Here is a 19,728-nt window from a genome sequence, read left to right as displayed (position 1 = left end):
GTACTTATGCACGATACACGTCACAGGATAGGTCTCGATGGCGTTTATGCACGGTGAAGTGCACAAAAAAACACGGCGCTCGTACGCGCCGTGCTTCCTTCCCTTCAAGCCGTTGGTTGCGGATCGGCTCAGCTGTAGATCTCGAACAGGCCGGCGCCGCCCTGGCCGCCGCCGATGCACATCGTCACCACACCCCACTTCGCCTTGCGGCGCGCGCCTTCCTGCAGCAGGTGGCCGGTGAGACGGGCGCCGGTCATGCCGAAGGGATGGCCGATCGCGATCGAGCCGCCGTTGACGTTGTACTTGGCGGGATCGATGCCGAGCTGGTCGCGGCAGTACAGGCACTGGCTGGCGAAGGCTTCGTTGAGCTCCCAGAGATCGATGTCGTCGACCTTGAGGCCGGTGCGCTTGAGCAGCTTCGGAATTGCGAACACCGGGCCGATGCCCATTTCGTCGGGCTCGCAGCCCGCGGTCGCCCAGGCGACGAAGCGGCCGAGCGGCTTGAGGCCGCGCTTCTCGGCGTCCTTGGCTTCCATCAGCACCACGGCGGCGGCGCCGTCCGAGAGCTGGCTGGCATTGCCGGCAGTGACGAACTTGCCGGGGCCCTTCACCGGCTCGAGCTTGGCGAGACCTTCCATCGTGGTCTCGGGCCGGTTGCACTCGTCGCGATCGACGACGTAGTCGACGATGGTCTCGGCCTTGGTGGCCTTGTCGACGACCTTCATCTTGGTCTTCATCGGGACGATCTCGTCCTTGTACTTGCCCGCCTGCTGCGACGCCGCCATGCGGCGCTGCGATTCCAGCGAGAACTCGTCCTGATATTCGCGGCTGAGCTTGTAGCGCTCGGCGACGATGTCGGCGGTGTCGATCATCGCCATGAAGATGTCGGGCGCGACCTTGAGCAATTCAGGATCGATCGATTCCTTCGGCGTGCCGCCGCCCGGCATCGAGATGCTCTCGACCCCGCCGGCGACGATGCAGTCGGCGCCGTCCGAGCGGATCGAGTTGGCGGCCATCGCGATGGTCTGCAGTCCCGAGGAGCAGAACCGGTTCACCGAGACGCCGGCGGTGGTCTTCGGCAGGCCGGCCAGCAGCGCGGCCTGGCGGCCGATGTTGGGCGCGCCATGGGCGCAATTGCCGAGATAGCAGTCCTCGACATAGTCCTTGTCGACGCCGGCGCGCTTCACCGCGTGCTGGATGGCGTGCGCCGCGAGCGACATCGGCGGCGTGATGTTGAACCCGCCGCGGCCGGATTTTGCGAGGCCCGTGCGCGCATAGGAAACGATGACGGCTTCACGCATGTGTTTCTCCCTTGTCGAGCGATTTTGAACGGAGCGCTCTTTGAACGAGTTGTCCTGGCGCCATTGGTACACAAAGTTTGAAGGCTGCGGAAAATAAAAACGCCGCCTCCCGTGACGGAGGCGGCGTTGTTCCGCGGGTCGGAATATGTCAGCGTCTCAGAACGTCAGCGCCTTGACCTGCTTGACCTGCGGCAGGGCCTGCACCTTGGCGAGCACGTCCGCCGGGACCGCGCCATCGACCTCGACCAGCGCGATAGCGTCGCCGCCCTGCTCGACGCGGCCGAGATGGAAGGTCGCGATGTTGATCTTGGCGTCGCCCAGCAGGCCAGCGAAGCTGCCGATGAAGCCCGGCTTGTCCTCGTTGGTGACATAGATCATCGACTTGCCGAACTCGGCGTCGACGCGGATGCCCTTGATGTCGACCAGGCGCGGCTTGCCGTCGTGATAGACGGTGCCGGAGACCGAGCGCTCCTGGCGTTCGGTCGCGACCGTCACGGTGATCAGGCTCTCATAGTCGCTCTGGGCGGCGCGCACGATCTCGTCCACCACCATGCCGCGCTCCTTGGCGACGACGGGGGCGGACACCACGTTGACCTCGCCCAGCATCGGCCGCAGCAGGCCCGACAGCACGGCGGAGGTGATCGCCTTGATCTTCATCTCGGCGACGTGGCCCTCATAGGTGATCTCGACCTTGAGGATGCCGGTCTCGGTGAGCTGGCCGGCGAACGAGCCGAGCTTCTCGGCGAGCGAGATGAACGGCTTCAGCTTCGGCGCTTCTTCCGCCGTGATCGAGGGGAAGTTGACCGCGTTCGAGATCGCGCCGGTGAGCAGGTAATCCGACATCTGCTCGGCGACCTGCAGCGCGACATTCTCCTGCGCTTCGGTGGTGGAGGCGCCGAGATGCGGCGTGCAGATCACGTTGGGATGGCCGAACAGCACGTTGGCGTTCGCGGGCTCCTCGACGAAAACGTCGAACGCGGCGCCGGCGATGTGCTTGGAATTGAGTGCATCGACCACCGCCTGCTCGTCGACGAGACCGCCGCGCGCGCAGTTGATCAGGCGCACGCCCTTCTTCATCTTGGCGATTGCGGCAGCGTCGATGATGTTCTTCGTCTTCTCGGTCAGCGGCGTGTGCAGCGTGATGAAATCAGCGCGCTTGAGCAGGTCGTCGAGCTCGACCTTCTCGACGCCGATGTCCTTGGCGCGCTCCGGCGACAGGAACGGATCGTACGCGATCACCTTCATGCGCAGGCCGAGCGCGCGGTCGGCGACGATCGAGCCGATGTTGCCGCAGCCGACGACGCCCAGCACCTTGCCGGTGATCTCGACGCCCATGAAGCGGTTCTTCTCCCACTTGCCGGCCTGGGTCGAGGCGTCGGCCTGCGGGATTTCGCGCGCGAGCGCCAGCATCAGGGTGACGGCATGCTCGGCGGTCGTGATCGAATTGCCGAACGGCGTGTTCATCACGATGATGCCCTTGGCCGTGGCGGCGGGGATCTCCACATTGTCGACGCCGATGCCGGCGCGGCCGATCACCTTGAGGTTGGTCGCCTTGTCGAGGATCTTTGCGGTCGCCTTCGTCGCGGAGCGGATCGCAAGGCCGTCGTAATTGCCGATGATCTCGGCCAGCTTGTCCTTGTCCTTGCCGAGATTGGGCTGGAAGTCGACCTCGACGCCGCGATCTTTGAAGATCTGCACGGCAGCGGGCGAGAGCGCGTCGGAAATGAGAACTTTGGGTTTGGTCATGGGATGTGTCCTTCACACCCTCCCCTGGAGGGGGGAGGGTCGGCGCGAAGCGCCGGGGTGGGGTGAAGCTGCGAATTCGAAATTCGCCAGTGCGCCGTGTGGAGAGATCACCCCACCCCGCCGCACCTGACGGTACGTCGACCCTCCCCCTCCAGGGGAGGGTCAGAACTCAGGCCGCCTTGGCGAGCGTGGCCTTGGTCTCGGCAAAAGCCCAGTCGATCCACTGCGTCAGCAGCTCGACGTCCTTGGCCTCGACGGTGGCGCCGCACCAGATGCGCAGGCCAGCCGGCGCATCGCGATAATACGCGAAGTCGTAGCCGGCGCCTTCCTTCTCCACCAGCGCCACCAGCTTCTTGGAGAACTCGGCTTGCGCGTCCTCGGACAGCGAGGTGATGGCGGGATCGGTGAACTTCAGGCACACCGAAGTGTTGGAGCGGATCGCGGCGTCCTTGGCGAGGAAGTCGATCCACGGCGTCTTCGCCTTCCAGTCGGCGAGCACCTTGGTGTTGGCGTCGGCACGCGCGATCAGCGCCTTGAGGCCGCCGATCGACTTGGCCCAGTTCAGCGCATCGAGATAATCCTCGACGCAAAGCATCGACGGCGTGTTGATGGTCTCGCCGACGAAGATGCCTTCGTTGATCTTGCCGCCCTTGGTCATGCGGAAGATCTTCGGCAGCGGCCAGGCCGGCTTGTAGGTTTCCAGCCGTTCCACCGCACGGGGCGACAGGATCAGCATGCCGTGCGCGGCCTCGCCGCCGAGCGCCTTCTGCCAGGAGAAGGTGACGACATCGAGCTTGGCCCAGTCCAGCGGCTGCGCAAACGCGGCCGAGGTGGCGTCGCAGATGGTCAGGCCTTCGCGGGTCGCGCTGATCCAGTTGGCATCAGGCACGCGCACACCTGACGTGGTGCCGTTCCAGGTGAAGACAACGTCGCTCTTGGGATCGACCTTGGAGAGGTCGGGGATCTCACCATAGGCTGCGTTGAGCTTGGTGACGTCCTTGAGCTTCAATTCCTTGACGATATCGCTGACCCAACCTTCGCCGAAGGATTCCCAGGCGAGCGTGGTGACGGGCCGCGCACCGAGCAGCGACCAGAGCGCCATCTCGACTGCGCCGGTATCGGAGGCGGGCACGATGCCGATGCGATAGTCGGCGGGCACTTCGAGCACTTCGCGCGTCAGATCGATCGCGAGCTTGAGCTTGGTCTTGCCGACCTTCGCGCGATGCGACCGGCCGAGTGCTGCGTCCTTGAGATTTTGGGCGTTCCAGCCGGGGCGCTTGGCGCAGGGGCCGGAGGAGAAATGCGGCACGTTCGGCCGCGAAGCGGGCTTCGCTACAGTCATCATATCTACCCTTCCAGATAGTCAGCCTCCCGTTGGGGGGAGGTGTCCCGCCGCGGCTGATACGGGAAACAGGAAGAGTCGTCAAGGAAGTTCCGGCGTCTCACGGCGGCGTGATGGTGCTTCCGGTGCGATATCAGGGGATTCAACGACCGCGAGCGCATTCAGTAAGTCCGTGGCCTCGCTGATCAATTGCGCGGCTCTGCGGCGGCTGCCGACTTTCAAAATGCACTTGTCATTGGCCTGCACGACGTAATCGTTGCCGACCTTGATCATTGAATAGCTTGTCATCGAAATCCCCGAACCGACAGAGCCCGGTGTCTGAAGCTGCCGTAGCACCGTTCGTTCCCGGATCAACGTGAACGACGGCTGGGTAGTTTATCAGCTGTTAATATGAACAAGCGCGCGATCCGAATTCGCTGATCGCGCAAGGCTCGCGAAGAGCTGCCTCAAAAGCGGACAGTCATACCGACGTGACTCGCTGCGAACCCGAGCCGCTTGTAGAAGCGCTGCGCATCGACGCGGCTCGCATGCGTCAGCAACTCGACCAGACTGCAGCCGCGCGCTTTCGCTTCCGCGATCGCCCATTGCACCAGCCGCTCGCCGATGCCGCGGCTGCGACAATCCGAAGCAACGCGAACGTCTTCGAGCAGGCCGCGCACGCCGCCTTGCGAGCTGATGCCCGGCAGGATCGCGAGTTGCAGGCAGCCGACCACCCTGCCCTCGCTCTCGGCAACCACGAGCGTGAGGTTCGGATCGCGCTCGACCCGTGCGAAGGCATCGTAATAGGCGGCAGGCAACGGATCCTCGACGCGCTCGCGCGCGCGGCCGAGATGATCGTCGGCGAGCATCGCCACGATCGCTGGAACGTCGTCGCGGCGCGCGCGGCGAATGGAGACGGATTCGGCGTTCATGTCAGACAACTCCAACCTCAGCGCGCCGGCGGGAGGCCGAGAAACGCTTCGACCTCGCCGATCCAGCGGCGGAGAGCGGCATAGCGGCCGAGATCGAAGCCGCCTTCATGCGCCATGCGGGTATAGGCGAGCAGCGAGAGGTCGGCGAGCGAAACCTCTTCACCGGCGAAGAAGCGGCTGGCCGAAAGATGCTGCTCCATGCGGTCGAGCGCCGCATAGCCGCGCTTGACCTTTTCGGGGTCGAGCTCGGATGCGTCCTTGCCGAGATAAACGAGGAGGAAGCGGCACACCGCGATATAGGGCTCGTGACTGTACTGTTCCCAGAACAGCCATTCGTCCATCTTGGCCGCAATGAAGGCGTCGCGCGGAACGAGCGCGCTGTCGCGGGCGAGATAGCGGATGATGGCATTGGACTGCGCCAGCGTGCGGCCGTCGTCGAATGCGACGGTGGGCACCTGGCCGGCGCCGTTCATCTCAAGGAATTGCGGCGTGCGCGTCTCGCCCTTGCGCGTATCGATCTCGATCCACTGGTAGGGCAATGCAAGCTTGTCGCAGACCCACTTCACCTTCAGGCAATTGCCGGAATTGCTGTCGCCGTAGATCTTCATCGCTGCCGCCCCGCTTTGGAGCGACAGAGCATCAGGACGCAAGCGAGCTGTCAACCGCGGCGCAGCGCGGTCCCGTCAGAACTTGTAGCCGAGACCGGCGCGGACGGTGTTGATGCTGGTGTCGACCTGGGAAGTGAAGCGAATATATTCGTACTCCGCGCGCATGAACAAGCCGCCGACCAGATTGACGTCGACGCCGAGACCGGCGGTGTAGCCGTAGATCAGGTGATTGTGCTGGGCATCGGTCGAGGTCAACGGCGCCAGCGGCGTGTAGACCCCGAGCTGGGTCGCGCTCACGCGGTCCTGCACGCTGACGGTGCGAACGATGTCGGCATTACCGAGCGCGAGCCCCGCAAACATGTAGGGCAGGAAGCATCCCCATGCGTAGGCGGCGCGACCGCGGAACGTCCCGATGTCGCTGATGCTGATCGAAGAGGTCGACGTCGCCGTGACATCATGGAAATTGCCGTCGGACAGTGCAGTGGGGCTGACGCGCCGTTCGCTGGCCGACGACGATCCTCCGAACCTGCCATGCAGCCAGCTCACTTCGAGACCGAGGACGACGTCGTCCCATTGCGCATTGTATCCGACGAAGGCGCCGTAACCGGTGGTGCGCTGCGAGGCCTTGCCCAGTCCGAGATTCCACTGAGACACGCCCATCGAGCTCTCGATCAACGTATCCGCCAACAGGGCAGCCATCATGTTGCTGGTCGAGCCGTTGAAGTTCTCGTCGGACGAACCATAACCGGCCTGGGCTCCGATATAGGAGCCTTGCCAGTTGACGCTGGACCGGGTGAGACCGTCCGTGAAGCTGCCGCGCAGGATGGGAAGATCCGGCATATCGGCCGCATGCGCGGCAGACACCGTCCCCAACATCGCCGCCGCCAACAAAAGGCCACGCATCGCAACGCTCCATCGAACTCGAACTTTCATCCATGATCATGGCTCGTTAACCTTAACCAATGGTTGCGTCGGCCGCCTTCATCGCTACTCGCCATGAAAAATACGCAAAGCAAAACGGCGCGGGATGATCCCGCGCCGTTAAGAAGTCCTAACCGATCGAAGTATCGATCAGCCCTTGGTGACGAGCGGCGGCGCGTAGACCGGCGGGCTGCTGAGATCCCAGCGCACGCCGAGCTTGATGTCGTGCGAGGTGAGCTCCTTGACCTTGATCGAGGTCGGGCCGGAGGCGCTGTTGTCGAACAAGCGGTAATTGCCGGGCGCGGCGTCGCCGAGGTTCATGTAGCTGTAGGCCAGTTCGACGGTGAATCCGGGATTGACCTTGTAGGCGAGACCGGCGTGAGCGGCCCAGGCGAGGTTCCACTTTCCGTTATCGGCGAAGTAGGCAACGCTGTTGTTGAGGAGCGGGTTGTAGGACACGCCGTCGTCGCGGAAGCCGCTGATCTTGTTGTAGGAGCCGCCGACACCGGCGCCGATGAACGGGGTGATGCACCACCAGGTGCCGAGGTCGACATAGGCGTTGGCCATCACAACCCACTCGGACTTGCTGCCGCTGTAGTTGTTGACGCCGACGAAGCCGGGTCCAACGACGTTGTCGCTGCCGTGCAGATTGGATTTGCCACGGTACTGGCCGATCACGTCGGCGCGGAACCAGTTGTTGAAGCGATAGCCGACGCCGAGATCGAACAGCCCCGCCGAGTCGAAGCCGAGCCCCTCCGTCGTCTTGGAATAGCCGGCCGGCAGGGCGCTATCGATGCGCTTGGCGCTCTGGTTGGTCATGCCGATGTCGCCGCGCAGATACCAGCCGCCGAAGTCCGCGGGCGGAGCCGGCGGCGCGTACATGGGAGGGGGCGCCGCGATCGGCATATCGGCAGCGAACGCCATCGACGAGATCAGGGTTGCCGCACCCGCGGCAAGGAGAGACTTAACGCTACGCATTGGCTTCGTCCTTTTGGCCGGTGAGGCAAATACGCAGGCCTCACGTTCTGGAAACTCACGGAGCGGACGATGCCAGCAAATGTTTAAGCGCCACTTAACCCTAATTTTTAAGGTTGATTTTTCCTGACTGCTCGCGCACGGATGAGAAGCGTTGCAAAATTGCAGCGCCTGGCGCCGCAATTGCTAACGATGTGTAAAGCCGCAGTGCAGCGGGAGAGAATCCGTTAACGCGCGTGCCGCTGCAGCTTGGGCAGGAACACCGCAAGCAGGCCGATCGCCGGCAGGTAGGCGCAGACCTGGTAGACGAACTCGATCGAGGTGTGGTCGGCGAGCTTGCCGAGCACGGCGGCGCCCAGGCCCCCGATGCCGAACGCAACGCCGAAGAACACGCCGGAGATCATGCCGAATCTGTGCGGCACCAGCTCCTGCGCGAACACGATGATCGACGACGTCGTCGAGGAGATGATCAGACCGATGATGACTGACAGCACCGCGCTGCCGACGAGCCCGGCATAGGGCAGCGCCAGCGTGAACGGCAGCGCGCCCAGGATCGAGATCCAGATCACGATCTTGCGGCCGAAGCGATCGCCCAAGGGACCGCCCAGAAACGCACCGACCGCGTTCGCCGCGAGGAAGATGAAGAGATAGATCTGCGCTGCCTGCGTCGACACGCCGAACCGATCGATCAGGTAGAAGATGTAATAGCTCGACAGGCTCGACACGTAGAGCTGTTTCGAGAACAACAGCGCGACCAGCACGAGCAGCGCGACGGCGACGCGGCGCGAGCTCGGTGCGTCGGGATGGGCCTGAACCGCCGCTGTCTTCTTCGCCTTGATCTGCGGCGCGTACCAGCGGCCGATGCGCCATAGGATGAGGATCGCGAGGAAGGCGATCGAGGAGAACCAGGCGATGCTGCCCTGCCCGAACGGCACCACGATCAGCGCCGCCAGCACCGGCCCCATCGAGGTGCCGAAACTGCCGCCGAGCTGGAACACCGATTGCGCGAAACCGTAGCGGCCGCCGGAGGCGAGCCGCGCGATGCGCGCGGATTCGGGGTGAAACACCGCCGAGCCGAGACCGACCAGCGCGGCGGCGACGAGGATGACGAGATATTGGTGCGCGGCACTGAGCAGCAGGAGGCCGAAGAAGGTCGAGGCCATGCCGATCGCCAGCGAATAAGGCTGCGCCTTCTTGTCGGTGTAATGCCCGACCACCGGCTGCAGCAGCGAGGCCGTGAACTGAAAGGCCAGCGTGATCATGCCGATCTGCGCGAAGTCGAGCGCGTAGGTGTCCTTCAGGATCGGATACACCGAGGCGATCAGCGACTGCATGGTGTCGTTGAGGAAGTGCGAGAAGCTGATGCCGGCGAGCACGACATAGGCCGGCCCGGCCGCTTTGGCGGCGGGTGCCACGTCAGCGACGACGACGGGCTCGGTCAGCGTTTCCTCTGAGACGACGACAGGCTTGTTCAATGCGGCATCCCGGCGCGGCAGATTGCCGCGACCTCGTAGGTACGATGCAACGAGCGATGGAACCACTGCCAATCGCAAATGGCTGGAATGCGCGCGCTCTGCCGCGAGCAGCGCGACCTGCATGGTTCAAGAGGCCCGCTTTCACGGGCTCCTCACCATGAAGGTCATGGATCTCGCCATGAAAAAGGAATCGTAGGGTGGGCGAAGGCGCCCTTGCGCCGTGCCCACGATCCTTCGATACGGCAACAGAAGCGTGGGCGCGCTTCGCTTTGCCCACCCTACGGCAGGGTGCTTGGGACCTCAGGCCGCCGCCTGGCCGAGCGCGAAGACGATGGTGTCGACGACGTCCTCGACCAGGATGCGGTCTTCGCCCTCGCCCATGACGCGGATCACCGGCTCGGTGCCGGAGGAGCGGATCAGGAGACGGCCGTGGCCGTTGAGCCGTTTCTCGCCGTCGGAGATCGCCGACTTGACGTCGGAATCGTCGAGCGGCTTGCCGCCCTTGTGGCGGACGTTCTTGAGGATCTGCGGCAGCGGATCGAAGCGGTGGCAGACCTCCGACACGGGACGGCGCAGCTTCTGGACGACCGCGAGCACCTGCAGCGCAGCGACAAAACCGTCGCCGGTGGTGGCATAGTCGGACAGGATGATGTGGCCGGACTGCTCGCCGCCGAGATTGTAACCGCCGTTCAGCATCTGCTCGAGCACGTAGCGGTCGCCGACCGGCGTGCGGACCAGATCGAGCCCCTGCCCTTTCAGGAAACGCTCGAGGCCGAGATTGGACATCACGGTGGCGACGATGCCGGGCCGCGACAGGCGGCCGTCTTCCTTCCAGCTCTGCGCGATCACCGCCAGGAGCTGGTCGCCGTCGACGACATGACCGCGCTCGTCGACCAGGATAACGCGATCGGCGTCGCCGTCGAGCGCGATGCCGATGTCGGCGCGCATCTCGCGCACCTTCCGCGACAGTGCTTCCGGCGAGGTCGAGCCGCAATCCTTGTTGATGTTGAAGCCGTCGGGCTCGACGCCGATCGGCACGACGTCGGCGCCCAACTCCCACAGCGCTTCCGGCACCACCTTGTAGGCGGCGCCGTTGGCGCAATCGATCACGACGCGCAGGCCGTCGAGCGAGAGGTCGCGCGGCAGCGTGCGCTTGGCGAATTCGATGTAGCGGTCATGCACGCCGTCGATGCGGCGGGCGCGGCCGAGGCTCGCGCTCTGTGCCAGCCGCTTGTCGATGGGCTCGTCGAGCAGCTGCTCGATCTGCCGCTCGACGTCGTCGGACAGCTTGAAGCCCTGCGGGCCGAACAGCTTGATGCCGTTGTCCTCGAACAGATTGTGCGAGGCCGAGATCATGACGCCGAGATCGGCACGCATCGACTTGGTCAGCATCGCAACCGCCGGCGTCGGCATCGGGCCGACCAGCAGCACGTCCATGCCGACCGAGGTGAAGCCGGCGACCATCGCGTATTCGATCATGTAGCCGGACAGGCGGGTGTCCTTGCCGATCACGACCCGGTGGCGGTGATCACCACGCTGAAACGCAAGGCCTGCGGCTTGGCCGACCTTGAGCGCGAGCTCCGGCGTGATCAGTCCGTTGGCGCGGCCCCGAATCCCGTCCGTCCCGAAATATTTGCGACTCATATCGTCCCCCGAGCAACAACCAGGGGATCCCCTCTACAACCACGGGCTGCCCGAACGGGACCCGCATCCCTGATTTGCTAAACGTCTTATAATGCCTATGGGGCTAACTTGGCTTCAAAAAATATGATGAATCATTACGGAACCGGGGCGCCGCCGCTTCGACAACATCTTGTTAACATTATATTTCCTACCCATGGCGCCGGTCGGGGTGGAACCCGATTTAATCGCTGCGCTTGACGTGGCCATCGCCGCGGCTCGGCGCCGGCTGGGTGACGTTGACGGGATCGGAGCCCGGAAAGGTCTCTTCCAGACCCTCTTCCAGGGCTTCCTCGAGATCACGCTTCTCCTTGATCTCTTCCGGCGAAGGTCCAGCGTGCGGCTTCGTCATGGCGCCCTCCTGCAAAACGGTCTGCGAACGGATTTGGCTGTGCATCCAACCATGCTAGATGACCCCGAAATCTTCCGATGCAAGACTCTGGGTAGAAGACGGGCCGGGGAACGATCATGAAACATATCACCTGTATCGACGATCTTCGCACGCTGCATAAGCGCCGCGTGCCGAAGGCATTCTTCGACTATTGCGATCGCGGCTCCTATGCCGAGGAGACGCTGCGCGCCAACCGCGAGGATATGCAGGCGATCAAGTTTCGCCAGCGCATCCTGGTCGACGTCTCCAAGCGCGACACCTCGACCACGATCCTCGGCGAGCCCTCGACCATGCCGCTGATACTCGCGCCCGTCGGCCTGCTCGGCATGCAGCATGGCGACGGCGAAATCTATGCCTGCCGCGCCGCGCAGGCCGCCGGTATCCCGTTCACGCAATCGACCATGTCGATCTGCTCGATCGAGGACATCGCCGCCAATGTCGAGAAGCCGTTCTGGTTCCAGCTCTACGTCATGAAGGACCGCGGCTTCATCAAGGAATTGATCCAGCGCGCGATCGCGGCCAAGTGCAGCGCGCTGGTGCTCACCGTGGACCTCCAGGTGATCGGCCAGCGCCACGCCGACATCAAGAACGGCATGACGGTGCCCCCCGAATGGTCGCTGTCGAAGCTGCTGGATTTCGCCAGCAAGCCCGGCTGGGTCTCCGGCGTGCTGCAGGGCAAGCGCCGCACCTTCGGCAACATCGCCGGCCACGTGAAGAACACCGAGGATCTCAATCGCCTCGCCGAATGGACGGCCTCGCAGTTCGACACCTCGCTGAACTGGAAGGACGTCGAGTGGGTCCGCAGCATCTGGCCGGGCAAGCTCGTCATCAAGGGCATCCTCGACGTCGAGGACGCCGAGGAAGCCGCCAAGACCGGCGCGCAGGCGCTCGTCGTCTCCAACCATGGCGGCCGGCAGCTCGACGGTGCGCCGTCCTCGATCGAGGTGCTGCCCGAGATCGCCGATGCGGTCGGCGACAGGATGGAGATCATGTTCGACGGCGGCATCCGCTCCGGCCAGGACGTGATGCGCGCGCTCGCGCTCGGCGCAAAGTCCTGCATGCTCGGCCGCGCCTATGCCTACGGCCTGGGTGCCGGCGGCCAGGCCGGCGTCGCCAAGGCGATCGACATCATCCAGAAGGAGCTGCTCACCACCATGGGCCTGTGCGGCGTCAACCGGATCGACGAGATCGACGATCATGTCATCGCGATGTGACGGCAGCGGCGGTGCCGTAGGGTGGGCAAAGCGTAAGCGTGCCCACCAATCTGCGTAATGTGAGAAAGACGTGGGCACGGCGCTGACGCGCCTTTGCCCACCCTACGATTGCTTTCTCATCACATCGGCGGCGTCAGGCCGTCACGGCCGACGCTGACGCGGTTGGTCTCGAACGAGCCGTCCGGCAATTGCTTCATGAAGGCGATGACCTTGGCGCCGGCCTTCAGGTCGGATTTGTCACCGGGCACGAAGGTCACCACCGGCGTGTTGTCGGCGACGAACACCTTCTTCTCGCCGTCCTTGTACTTGACCAGCAGCGTATGGCCGTCATTGCCGACCACGCTCTCCGACACCGTGGCGTTGGTCATGCTCGAATTCGGCTTGAGGTCATAGGGCCGCGAGCCCTCGCCGGTGCCGCGCATGCTCTCCGGAAACACGTGGACCTCGACCGCGTTCTGGCCGCCGTCCGGTCCGGGCACCGTGGTGGCGCCGACGAAGGAGCCGACTTTGATGTCGGCGAGTGAAATTTTGGTAATCCCCGAGACGTTCACGTCGGGAGCGATGCGTAGCTTGACGTCCTCGCCGCTGCGCGATTTGACCTGCATCGTGTCACCATTGACACTTTCGATCGTGCCGCGCACGCGCGTCGGCACCGGTGCCCTCTGCGCGTAGGCATAGAGGGTGGAAGCGGCCACCATCGCGACGGCGATGAGCGGACGTGTGAAAGTTGCACGTTGAACAGACATGACGGTCTCCGATTGTCCCCCAGGAATGGAGAACTCCGGACGACGCGTGCTATTCTCTCAAGTCTTTGTGAGATCGGCCTCGACCAGCGCCCGCAGCTCGGCCGTGACCTCCGGCCGCCGGCCGAACCACAGCTCGAAACCGCGCACCGCCTGGTGCAGCAGCATGCCGAGCCCGTCTGCCGTCTTCAGGCCACGCGCCGTTGCGGCGGCGAGCAGCGGCGTCACCAGCGGGACATAGACGAGGTCGGCGACCACCGCCGCCTGCGGCAGGCGCGCGACATCAACATCGAGTGAGGGCTGGCCGTGCATGCCGAGCGAGGTCGTGTTCACGAGAAGTTTTGCGCGCGGCAGCACGTCGTCGATCCCGTCCCACGTCACGGGATGCACGTTCGGCCCGAACTGTCTTGCCAGCGTCTCGGCCCGCGCGATGGTGCGATTGGCAAGATGGATGTGCTTGATCCCGCGCTCGAGCAGGCCGAACACGACCGCCCGCGAGGAGCCGCCGGCGCCGAGCACCAGCGCCTCCTCGGAGGCATCCCAACCGGGCGCGCTGGCGTCGAGATTGCCGATGAAACCTTCGACGTCGGTGTTGGTCGAGCGCAGCTCGCCGTCGGCAAACCACAGCGTGTTCGCCGCGCCGACGGCCTTGGCGCGCGCATCGGGCGCCGACAGCGCCAGCACCTCTTCCTTGTGCGGGATGGTGACGTTGGCGCCGACGAAGCCGCGCAGCGACAGCCGCAGCACGAAATCCCTGAGATCCTCGGGCGGAACCGCTTCGATGACATAGCCGCCGGGGATGCCGAGCGTGCGCAGCCAGTAATGATGGATCAGCGGCGAGCGCGAATGCGCGGCCGGCCATCCGATCAGACAGGCTGCAGGAGCTTTGGGCGCGGTCATCTTTCCCTCGGGTCGTTTCCGAGGCGATCCATTTCGCGTCCCGTGGGGCCTGTCAAGCGTGCGGACGTCGCTAGTCCGCCGCAGCCTCGTCGGCCGCCCGGCCCTTGATGTCGGCGATCGCGCGGTCGAGGCTCTGGCGATAGCGCGCCCGCGGCGGCGTCACGCCATGGGTGAGCAGCGCGCGGCGGACAGCGGGCGAAGCCCCCGTGATGAACAGGCGGATGCCCTGGCGGTGCGCCTTGGCGGCGACGCGACCCAGCACGTTGGCCGCCGTCGAATCCAGGAACGGCACCGCGGCGAAATCGACCACGAAGGCCTTGCGCTTGTCGGCGACCTCGTCGAGCACGCCTCCGATGGCGGAGGCCGCGCCGAAGAAGAACGCGCCGGTGATGCGATAGACCAGCACGTCGCGATCGACCGCAAGCGCGGGATCGTAGCGAACGCGATCGCCATTGCCGTCGTCGGGACGATCGCCGGCGACCAGCGGCGAGCGTTCCTCGATCCCCGTCATCTCCGCCATGCGATGGATGAACAGCACGGCGCCGAGCGCAAAGCCGACCAGGATGCCTTCGGTGAGATCGCGGAAGATCGTCAGCAGGAAGGTCGCGAGCAGCACGACGGCGTCGCCCCATGACGAACGCAAGAGCGTGGCGAATTCGTGCTTCTCCGCCATGGTCCAGGCCACCACGACCAGCACCGAGGCGAGCGCCGCCAGCGGAATGTAGCTTGCGAGCGGCGCCGCGATCAGCATGAACAGCAGCAGAAACACGGAATGCAGCATGCCGGCCAGCGGCCCGCGCGCGCCGGCGCGAATGTTAGTCGCGGTCCGCGCGATCAGGCCGGTGACGCAGATGCCGCCGAACAGCGCCGAGCCGATATTGGCGGCGCCTTGCGCCACCAGCTCGCAATTGGAGCGGTGACGGCGCCCGGTCATGCCGTCGGCGACCACCGCCGACAGCAGCGATTCGATGGCGGCCAGCAGCGCGAACGCGATCGCATCCGGCAGCACGGCGCTCGCCTTTGCGACCGAGAACGCCGGCAGCGCCGGTGACGGCAATTCGCGCGGAATGCCGCCGAAGCGCGACCCGATGGTTTCCACCGGCAGCGAAAGCACGGCACACGCAACGGCCGCGATCACGACCGCGATCAGGATGCCGGGCCAGGACGGCCGCCAGATCCGCAAGGCCGCGATGATGGCGATGCTGACGATCGCGACCGCGACGGCGGATGGATTGATGGTGTTGAGACCGCCGGCGAGCGCGACCAGCTTTGGAACGAACTCGCTGGGCTCCTTGCCCGCAAGCGTGATCCCGCCGAGATCGCGGAGCTGGCTGGCGAAGATGATCACGGCGATGCCGGCGGTGAATCCGACCGTGACCGGATAGGGAATGAACTTGATGTAGGTGCCGACCCGGAGCAGGCCCGCAGCGATCAGGAACACGCCCGCCATCAGGGTGGCGAGGATGACGCCGTCAACGCCGTGACGCTCCGCGGTCGCTGCGACCAGGACGATGAAGGCGCCGGCGGGTCCGCCGATCTGGAACCGGCTGCCGCCGAGCAGCGAGGCGATGAAGCCGCCGACGACAGCGGTGTAGAGACCGCGGTCCGGCGTCACGCCCGAGGCGATCGCGATCGCCATCGACAGCGGCAGCGCCACGATCGCAACCGTCAGGCCCGCGAAGACATCGGCGCGGAAGTCCGCGACGCCGTAGCCTTCACGCCAGACGGTGACGAGCTTTGGCAGATACAGTTCGGCAAAAGTCGGCTGACGCAGCTGGTGCAGCCGGCTTGCGTGATCGCTTGTGATGCTCATGCTCCGCTGCCCCACAATGCTCCACCGCATCGTGCGGTCGCGATTCGGACGCGACGGTGCGTTGGTTCAGTCTGCTCCGGGCATGACCCGCAAGATCACGCCCCCACCCGGCGCGGCGGCCCAGGCTCCTTCAGGCGGACGCCACGCCCGCCGCTGTCGCTGCGGACCTGCTCGCCGATCAGCTCGACGCCGGCCCGATCGAACGCCTCGACCACCTTGATCAGGGTCTCGACCACGCCACGCACATTGCCGGTGCTGGCCTCCATCCGCTGGATGGTCGGCAGCGAAACGCCGGCGAGCTCGGCCAGGGTTTTCTGGTCAATGCCGAGCAGCGCGCGGGCTGCCCGCATCTGGAACGACGTGATCACCTTGGCCTCACTTACCAGCACTTATAAATGATATCTGAGACGTGTACAATGATGTAAAATACATCATATCGGACTTAAGGCAAGAGGTTGCCCAGCTACGCCGCCGTCATTGCGAGGACCCTTGCGACGAAGCAATCCAGAATCCTGCCGCGGAACGACTCTCTGGATTGCTTCGCTTTTGCGGTTGGGGCGCGAACACTTGAAACGCCGCACGCGTAGAGACGGCCCCTCACCCACCCTCTCCCCGCGAAGAGCGGGGAGAGGGTGTGAGAGAGCGTGCGTCTCTGACTAAGCCAGCTTGATCACGCCGCGTGTTGATGCGCGGCGATGATCTGGTCGGCGGCGCGGCCTGTGACTTCGGCCATGTGGTCGAACGTGCGGGTGAAGCTGCCGGCGCCGGCGGTGGCGGAGCGCAGCTCCACGATCAATTCGCCGATCTCGGCTTCCGGCATCATGGCACGGACGCTGTCCCAGCCACTCCAGCCGTCACGCGTGTCGAAGCCGAGGATCTGGCCGCGCCGCGCCGACAGGATCGCGTTGATCTTGGCGGTGGCGTCGGTCGGACAGACGATCTCGACCACGTGGATCGGCTCCAGCAGCACCGATTGACACTGCGGCAGGCCCTCGTTGAGTCCGATCCGCGCCGCCGTGCGGAAGGCGAGATCGGAAGAGTCGACACTGTGATAGGAGCCGTCGGTCAGCGTCACCTGCACATCGGTGACGGGGAAGCCGAGCGGACCGCGCGTCAATCCGTCGACGACGCCTTCTTCCACCGCGCCGATGTAGTTGCGCGGAACCGCGCCCCCAACAACCTTCTCGGCGAACTTGAAGCCCTCGCCGCGCGGCAAAGGCCTGATGTCGAGCACGACGTCGCCGAACTGGCCGTGGCCGCCGGACTGCTTCTTGTGGCGGCCGCGCTGGACGATCGGCTTGCGGATGGTCTCTTGATAGCCGATGGCCGGTGGATGCGAGGTGATCTTGACGCCGAAGCGGTCGCGCAGCCGCTCGCTGGCAACGCGCAAGTGCATCTCGCCCTGTCCCCACAGCACGGTGTCGTGGGTCTGGGCGTTCATCACGATGACGAGCGAGGGATCCTCCTCGTGCAGCCGCGTCAGCGCCTGGCCGAGCTTGACGTCGTCCTTGCGGTCGGTGGCCGCAACCGAGATCGCGAGCACCGGCGGCGTCGGCTCCGAGACCGCGAGCGCCGCTGGCGGGGTCTTGCCGCTCGAGACCGTGTCGCCGGTCTTGATCGGATCAACCTTGGCGAGCGCCACCGTGTCGCCGGCTTCGGCCGCGGCACGCTTGGTATCGTAGGCGCCGTTGACGGCGAGGATGCCGGAGATGCGGCCCGCGCCTCCGGAAGCGGATTGCAGCGTGGCGCCGTCGTCGAGATGGCCGGCGAGCAGCCGCGTCAATGACAGTTTGCCGCCATGCTGCGAATGCAGTGTCTTGAACACGAAGCCGAGCGCGTCCCTGGTCTCGGGCACACCGAGACGTTTTGCGGTCTCCGCAATGCCCGGCGCCTCGTGACGCAGCGCCTTCATCAAACGCAGCACGCCGTTCTCGCGCGCGGCAGCGCCCAGCAGCACCGGGCAGATCAGTCCCTCGCGCAATTCGCGGGCGAGATCGTCGAACACGGCATCGCGCGGCGGCTGGATGTCCTCGAGCAGTTGCTCCATCAGCGCATCGTCGTGATCGGCGAGCTTCTCCAGCATTGAGAAGCGGGCTTCCTTCTCGCGGTCGAGATTGCCGCCTTCGAGCGCGACCACCTCGGAGGCCTTGTGCTCGCGATAGATGAAGGCGCGTTCCAGCGCGAGATCGACGAAGCCCTCGATCAGCTCGTCCTTCCAGATCGGGATCTGGCGCAGCACCAGCGGCACGCGGGAGGCGGGCTGCAGCATTGCGAGCGACTCGCGGATGCGCTGGCTCGCGCGGTCGATCTTGTTGAGGAACAGGAAACGCGGGATCTTCAGCTCCTCCAGCTCGCGCAGGATGATCTGAAGCTGCGGCAGCTTCTTCTCGTCGGCCTCGCAGACCACGATCGCGGCATCGACCGCAGGCAGCGCGGCGCGCATGTCGTGGGCAAACTCGACGGAACCGGGACAATCCAGAAAGGTGTAGCTGTCGCCCATGAAACTCGTGGTGGCGGCAGTGAGCCCGACGGTCATCTTGTGATGACGGGCCTCGGGCGCAGCGTCGCCGACGGAAGTTCCGGCGTCGACACTGCCGGCACGCGGGATTGCGCCCGTTCGCGCCAGTATTGCTTCGAGAAGTGTGGTTTTACCGCTTTGGAAAGGGCCCACCAGCGCGATGCACCGTGGACCTCGGGGACTTCTGACGTCTTGTCCCATTCGCCGCCTCCTTGGTGTGGAGCTCGGCCCATGATTGGGTCGGCAACCGCAGATGCTCTGCCCGTCCCCGAGATTTGGCAAGCATCAAACGTCGCTGCGGTGCGTCGTCGGCTGGATTAGGTCTTAACGCGGCGAGTACGGCTGTCGGCTGCGTGTTCCACCTCTCCCCGGCGGGAAGAGGTGAAAGCAGCAAACACCGTCGTCGGGCGTCAACGGCCCGGACGAAGTTCCAGGCTCTCGAGGCCGGCGGCAATGTTGAGGCCGACCTGTCCCTGCACGCTGAGCGGCTGGAGCGCGATCGAATTGTTGGAGCCGCCGACCAGGACGTTGCCTCCCAAGCCGACACCGACCGAGGCGCTGCCCTGCGCGCCGGCATAATTGCCGGAGAGGTCGCCCGGGCCGAGCCGGTCGACGGGTGCGAACACGCCCCACGCCAAAGCCGTCTCCTGGGTGATGCCGATGTCGAGACCGACTTTGCGGATGGTTGCGACGTAACGATCGTCGGGCAGACCGTCGGCGCGCAGCACGCAGCCGAGATGGGTCACCGATCCCACGATGAAGCCGACGCTGGCGCCGCCGCGGCATTCGAGCACGCCCACCCGCGCCATCCGCTGCTGTGCACTGCCGCCCACGCTAGAGGCAACGAGGCTGGCGGCGGCGAGCCCGGCGAAGATGAACGAACGGCGCATGAAATATCTCCGGCGATGAAGGGATGCGAGCAGAGAGAGCGCCACCCGCGTTGCGCGTCTATGCCACAAGAGTGCTGGAGGTGCCAGATCAGGCGCGGCGATAAGCGTGCAAACAATCCCGCCAATAGCGGACCTTTTCGCAGATATCGTAGGGTGGGCAAAGCGAAGCGTGCCCACGCATTTCTTGCGATCGAGAGAGATGGTGGGCACGGCGCAAGTGCGCCTTTGCCCACCCTACGATGTCCAGACTCGCGGAGAGAACTCCCAACCCACAAGCGCGAGAAGAGAACACCGCTTGCC

Annotated in this window: 18 protein-coding genes; 1 reads left to right on the top strand and 17 read right to left on the bottom strand. The window is 64.9% G+C overall.

The window, feature by feature from the left end; translation table 11 throughout:
* Window positions 1-128 precede the first annotated feature (128 nt).
* From GGD65_RS24410 to GGD65_RS24360, 11 genes are all read right to left on the bottom strand, one after another.
* Window positions 129-1,301, bottom strand: a complete 1,173-nt coding sequence (locus GGD65_RS24410) for an acetyl-CoA C-acyltransferase (protein WP_092254990.1) — start codon at window positions 1,299-1,301, stop codon at window positions 129-131.
* A gap of 156 nt (window positions 1,302-1,457) precedes the next feature.
* Window positions 1,458-3,047 (bottom strand): phosphoglycerate dehydrogenase, encoded by a 1,590-nt coding sequence (serA, locus tag GGD65_RS24405; RefSeq protein ID WP_183236849.1) that lies wholly within the window; start codon window positions 3,045-3,047, stop codon window positions 1,458-1,460.
* A 169-nt stretch (window positions 3,048-3,216) separates the two neighbouring features.
* Complete coding sequence (locus tag GGD65_RS24400; RefSeq protein WP_092255895.1) at window positions 3,217-4,389, bottom strand: phosphoserine transaminase; 1,173 nt, start codon at window positions 4,387-4,389, stop codon at window positions 3,217-3,219.
* Between the two features lie 81 nt (window positions 4,390-4,470).
* Window positions 4,471-4,677 carry a hypothetical protein gene (locus GGD65_RS24395; protein WP_028140515.1) on the bottom strand — a complete coding sequence of 69 codons (207 nt, stop codon included), beginning with the start codon at window positions 4,675-4,677 and terminating at the stop codon, window positions 4,471-4,473.
* A gap of 158 nt (window positions 4,678-4,835) precedes the next feature.
* Window positions 4,836-5,300 carry a GNAT family N-acetyltransferase gene (locus tag GGD65_RS24390; protein ID WP_183236847.1) on the bottom strand — a complete coding sequence of 155 codons (465 nt, stop codon included), beginning with the start codon at window positions 5,298-5,300 and terminating at the stop codon, window positions 4,836-4,838.
* Between the two features lie 17 nt (window positions 5,301-5,317).
* Window positions 5,318-5,908: a glutathione S-transferase family protein gene (locus tag GGD65_RS24385; RefSeq protein ID WP_183236846.1), complete on the bottom strand. Its 591-nt coding sequence runs from the start codon at window positions 5,906-5,908 to the stop codon at window positions 5,318-5,320.
* 75 nt (window positions 5,909-5,983) lie between these two features.
* Window positions 5,984-6,811, bottom strand: coding sequence for an outer membrane protein (locus GGD65_RS24380; protein WP_018318284.1), 828 nt, complete (start codon window positions 6,809-6,811; stop codon window positions 5,984-5,986).
* A 168-nt stretch (window positions 6,812-6,979) separates the two neighbouring features.
* Window positions 6,980-7,807 carry an outer membrane protein gene (locus GGD65_RS24375; protein ID WP_091958410.1) on the bottom strand — a complete coding sequence of 276 codons (828 nt, stop codon included), beginning with the start codon at window positions 7,805-7,807 and terminating at the stop codon, window positions 6,980-6,982.
* A gap of 224 nt (window positions 7,808-8,031) precedes the next feature.
* Window positions 8,032-9,279, bottom strand: coding sequence for an MFS transporter (locus GGD65_RS24370; RefSeq protein WP_183236845.1), 1,248 nt, complete (start codon window positions 9,277-9,279; stop codon window positions 8,032-8,034).
* A gap of 300 nt (window positions 9,280-9,579) precedes the next feature.
* Window positions 9,580-10,923, bottom strand: a complete 1,344-nt coding sequence (gene glmM, locus GGD65_RS24365; RefSeq protein ID WP_028140521.1) for a phosphoglucosamine mutase — start codon at window positions 10,921-10,923, stop codon at window positions 9,580-9,582.
* A 220-nt stretch (window positions 10,924-11,143) separates the two neighbouring features.
* Complete coding sequence (locus GGD65_RS24360) at window positions 11,144-11,311, bottom strand: hypothetical protein (protein ID WP_162832259.1); 168 nt, start codon at window positions 11,309-11,311, stop codon at window positions 11,144-11,146.
* A gap of 116 nt (window positions 11,312-11,427) precedes the next feature.
* Here GGD65_RS24360 and GGD65_RS24355 point away from each other — a divergent pair, with 116 nt between their 5' ends.
* Window positions 11,428-12,564 carry an alpha-hydroxy acid oxidase gene (locus GGD65_RS24355; protein ID WP_018318289.1) on the top strand — a complete coding sequence of 379 codons (1,137 nt, stop codon included), beginning with the start codon at window positions 11,428-11,430 and terminating at the stop codon, window positions 12,562-12,564.
* 119 nt (window positions 12,565-12,683) lie between these two features.
* On the opposite strand, the gene GGD65_RS24350 is transcribed toward GGD65_RS24355, so the two are convergent.
* The 6 genes from GGD65_RS24350 to GGD65_RS24325 all read right to left on the bottom strand — a co-directional run bounded on the left by GGD65_RS24350 (window position 12,684) and on the right by GGD65_RS24325 (window position 19,428).
* Entirely contained in the window at window positions 12,684-13,310 is a 627-nt protein-coding gene (locus GGD65_RS24350; RefSeq protein WP_018318290.1) for a hypothetical protein, read from the bottom strand.
* 57 nt (window positions 13,311-13,367) lie between these two features.
* Window positions 13,368-14,207 (bottom strand): shikimate dehydrogenase, encoded by an 840-nt coding sequence (locus GGD65_RS24345; protein WP_183236844.1) that lies wholly within the window; start codon window positions 14,205-14,207, stop codon window positions 13,368-13,370.
* 70 nt (window positions 14,208-14,277) lie between these two features.
* Complete coding sequence (locus GGD65_RS24340; RefSeq protein ID WP_018318292.1) at window positions 14,278-16,020, bottom strand: SulP family inorganic anion transporter; 1,743 nt, start codon at window positions 16,018-16,020, stop codon at window positions 14,278-14,280.
* Between the two features lie 95 nt (window positions 16,021-16,115).
* The gene (locus GGD65_RS24335) at window positions 16,116-16,388 is read right to left on the bottom strand and encodes a helix-turn-helix domain-containing protein (protein WP_026201995.1); all 273 of its coding nucleotides are present in this window, start codon (window positions 16,386-16,388) and stop codon (window positions 16,116-16,118) included.
* Window positions 16,389-16,690: 302 nt separating this feature from the next.
* Window positions 16,691-18,739, bottom strand: a complete 2,049-nt coding sequence (locus GGD65_RS24330; protein WP_183236842.1) for an elongation factor G — start codon at window positions 18,737-18,739, stop codon at window positions 16,691-16,693.
* 209 nt (window positions 18,740-18,948) lie between these two features.
* A complete protein-coding gene (locus GGD65_RS24325; protein WP_018318295.1) occupies window positions 18,949-19,428 on the bottom strand; it encodes a DUF992 domain-containing protein in 480 nt (159 codons plus the stop codon).
* Window positions 19,429-19,728: the final 300 nt, after the last annotated feature.

Origin of the sequence: Bradyrhizobium sp. CIR18 (genome assembly GCF_014198295.1) — a bacterium.
GTDB lineage: Bacteria > Pseudomonadota > Alphaproteobacteria > Rhizobiales > Xanthobacteraceae > Bradyrhizobium.
The sequence above is the reverse complement of the archived record's forward strand: the minus strand, read 5'-3'. Positions and strand labels throughout refer to the sequence as shown.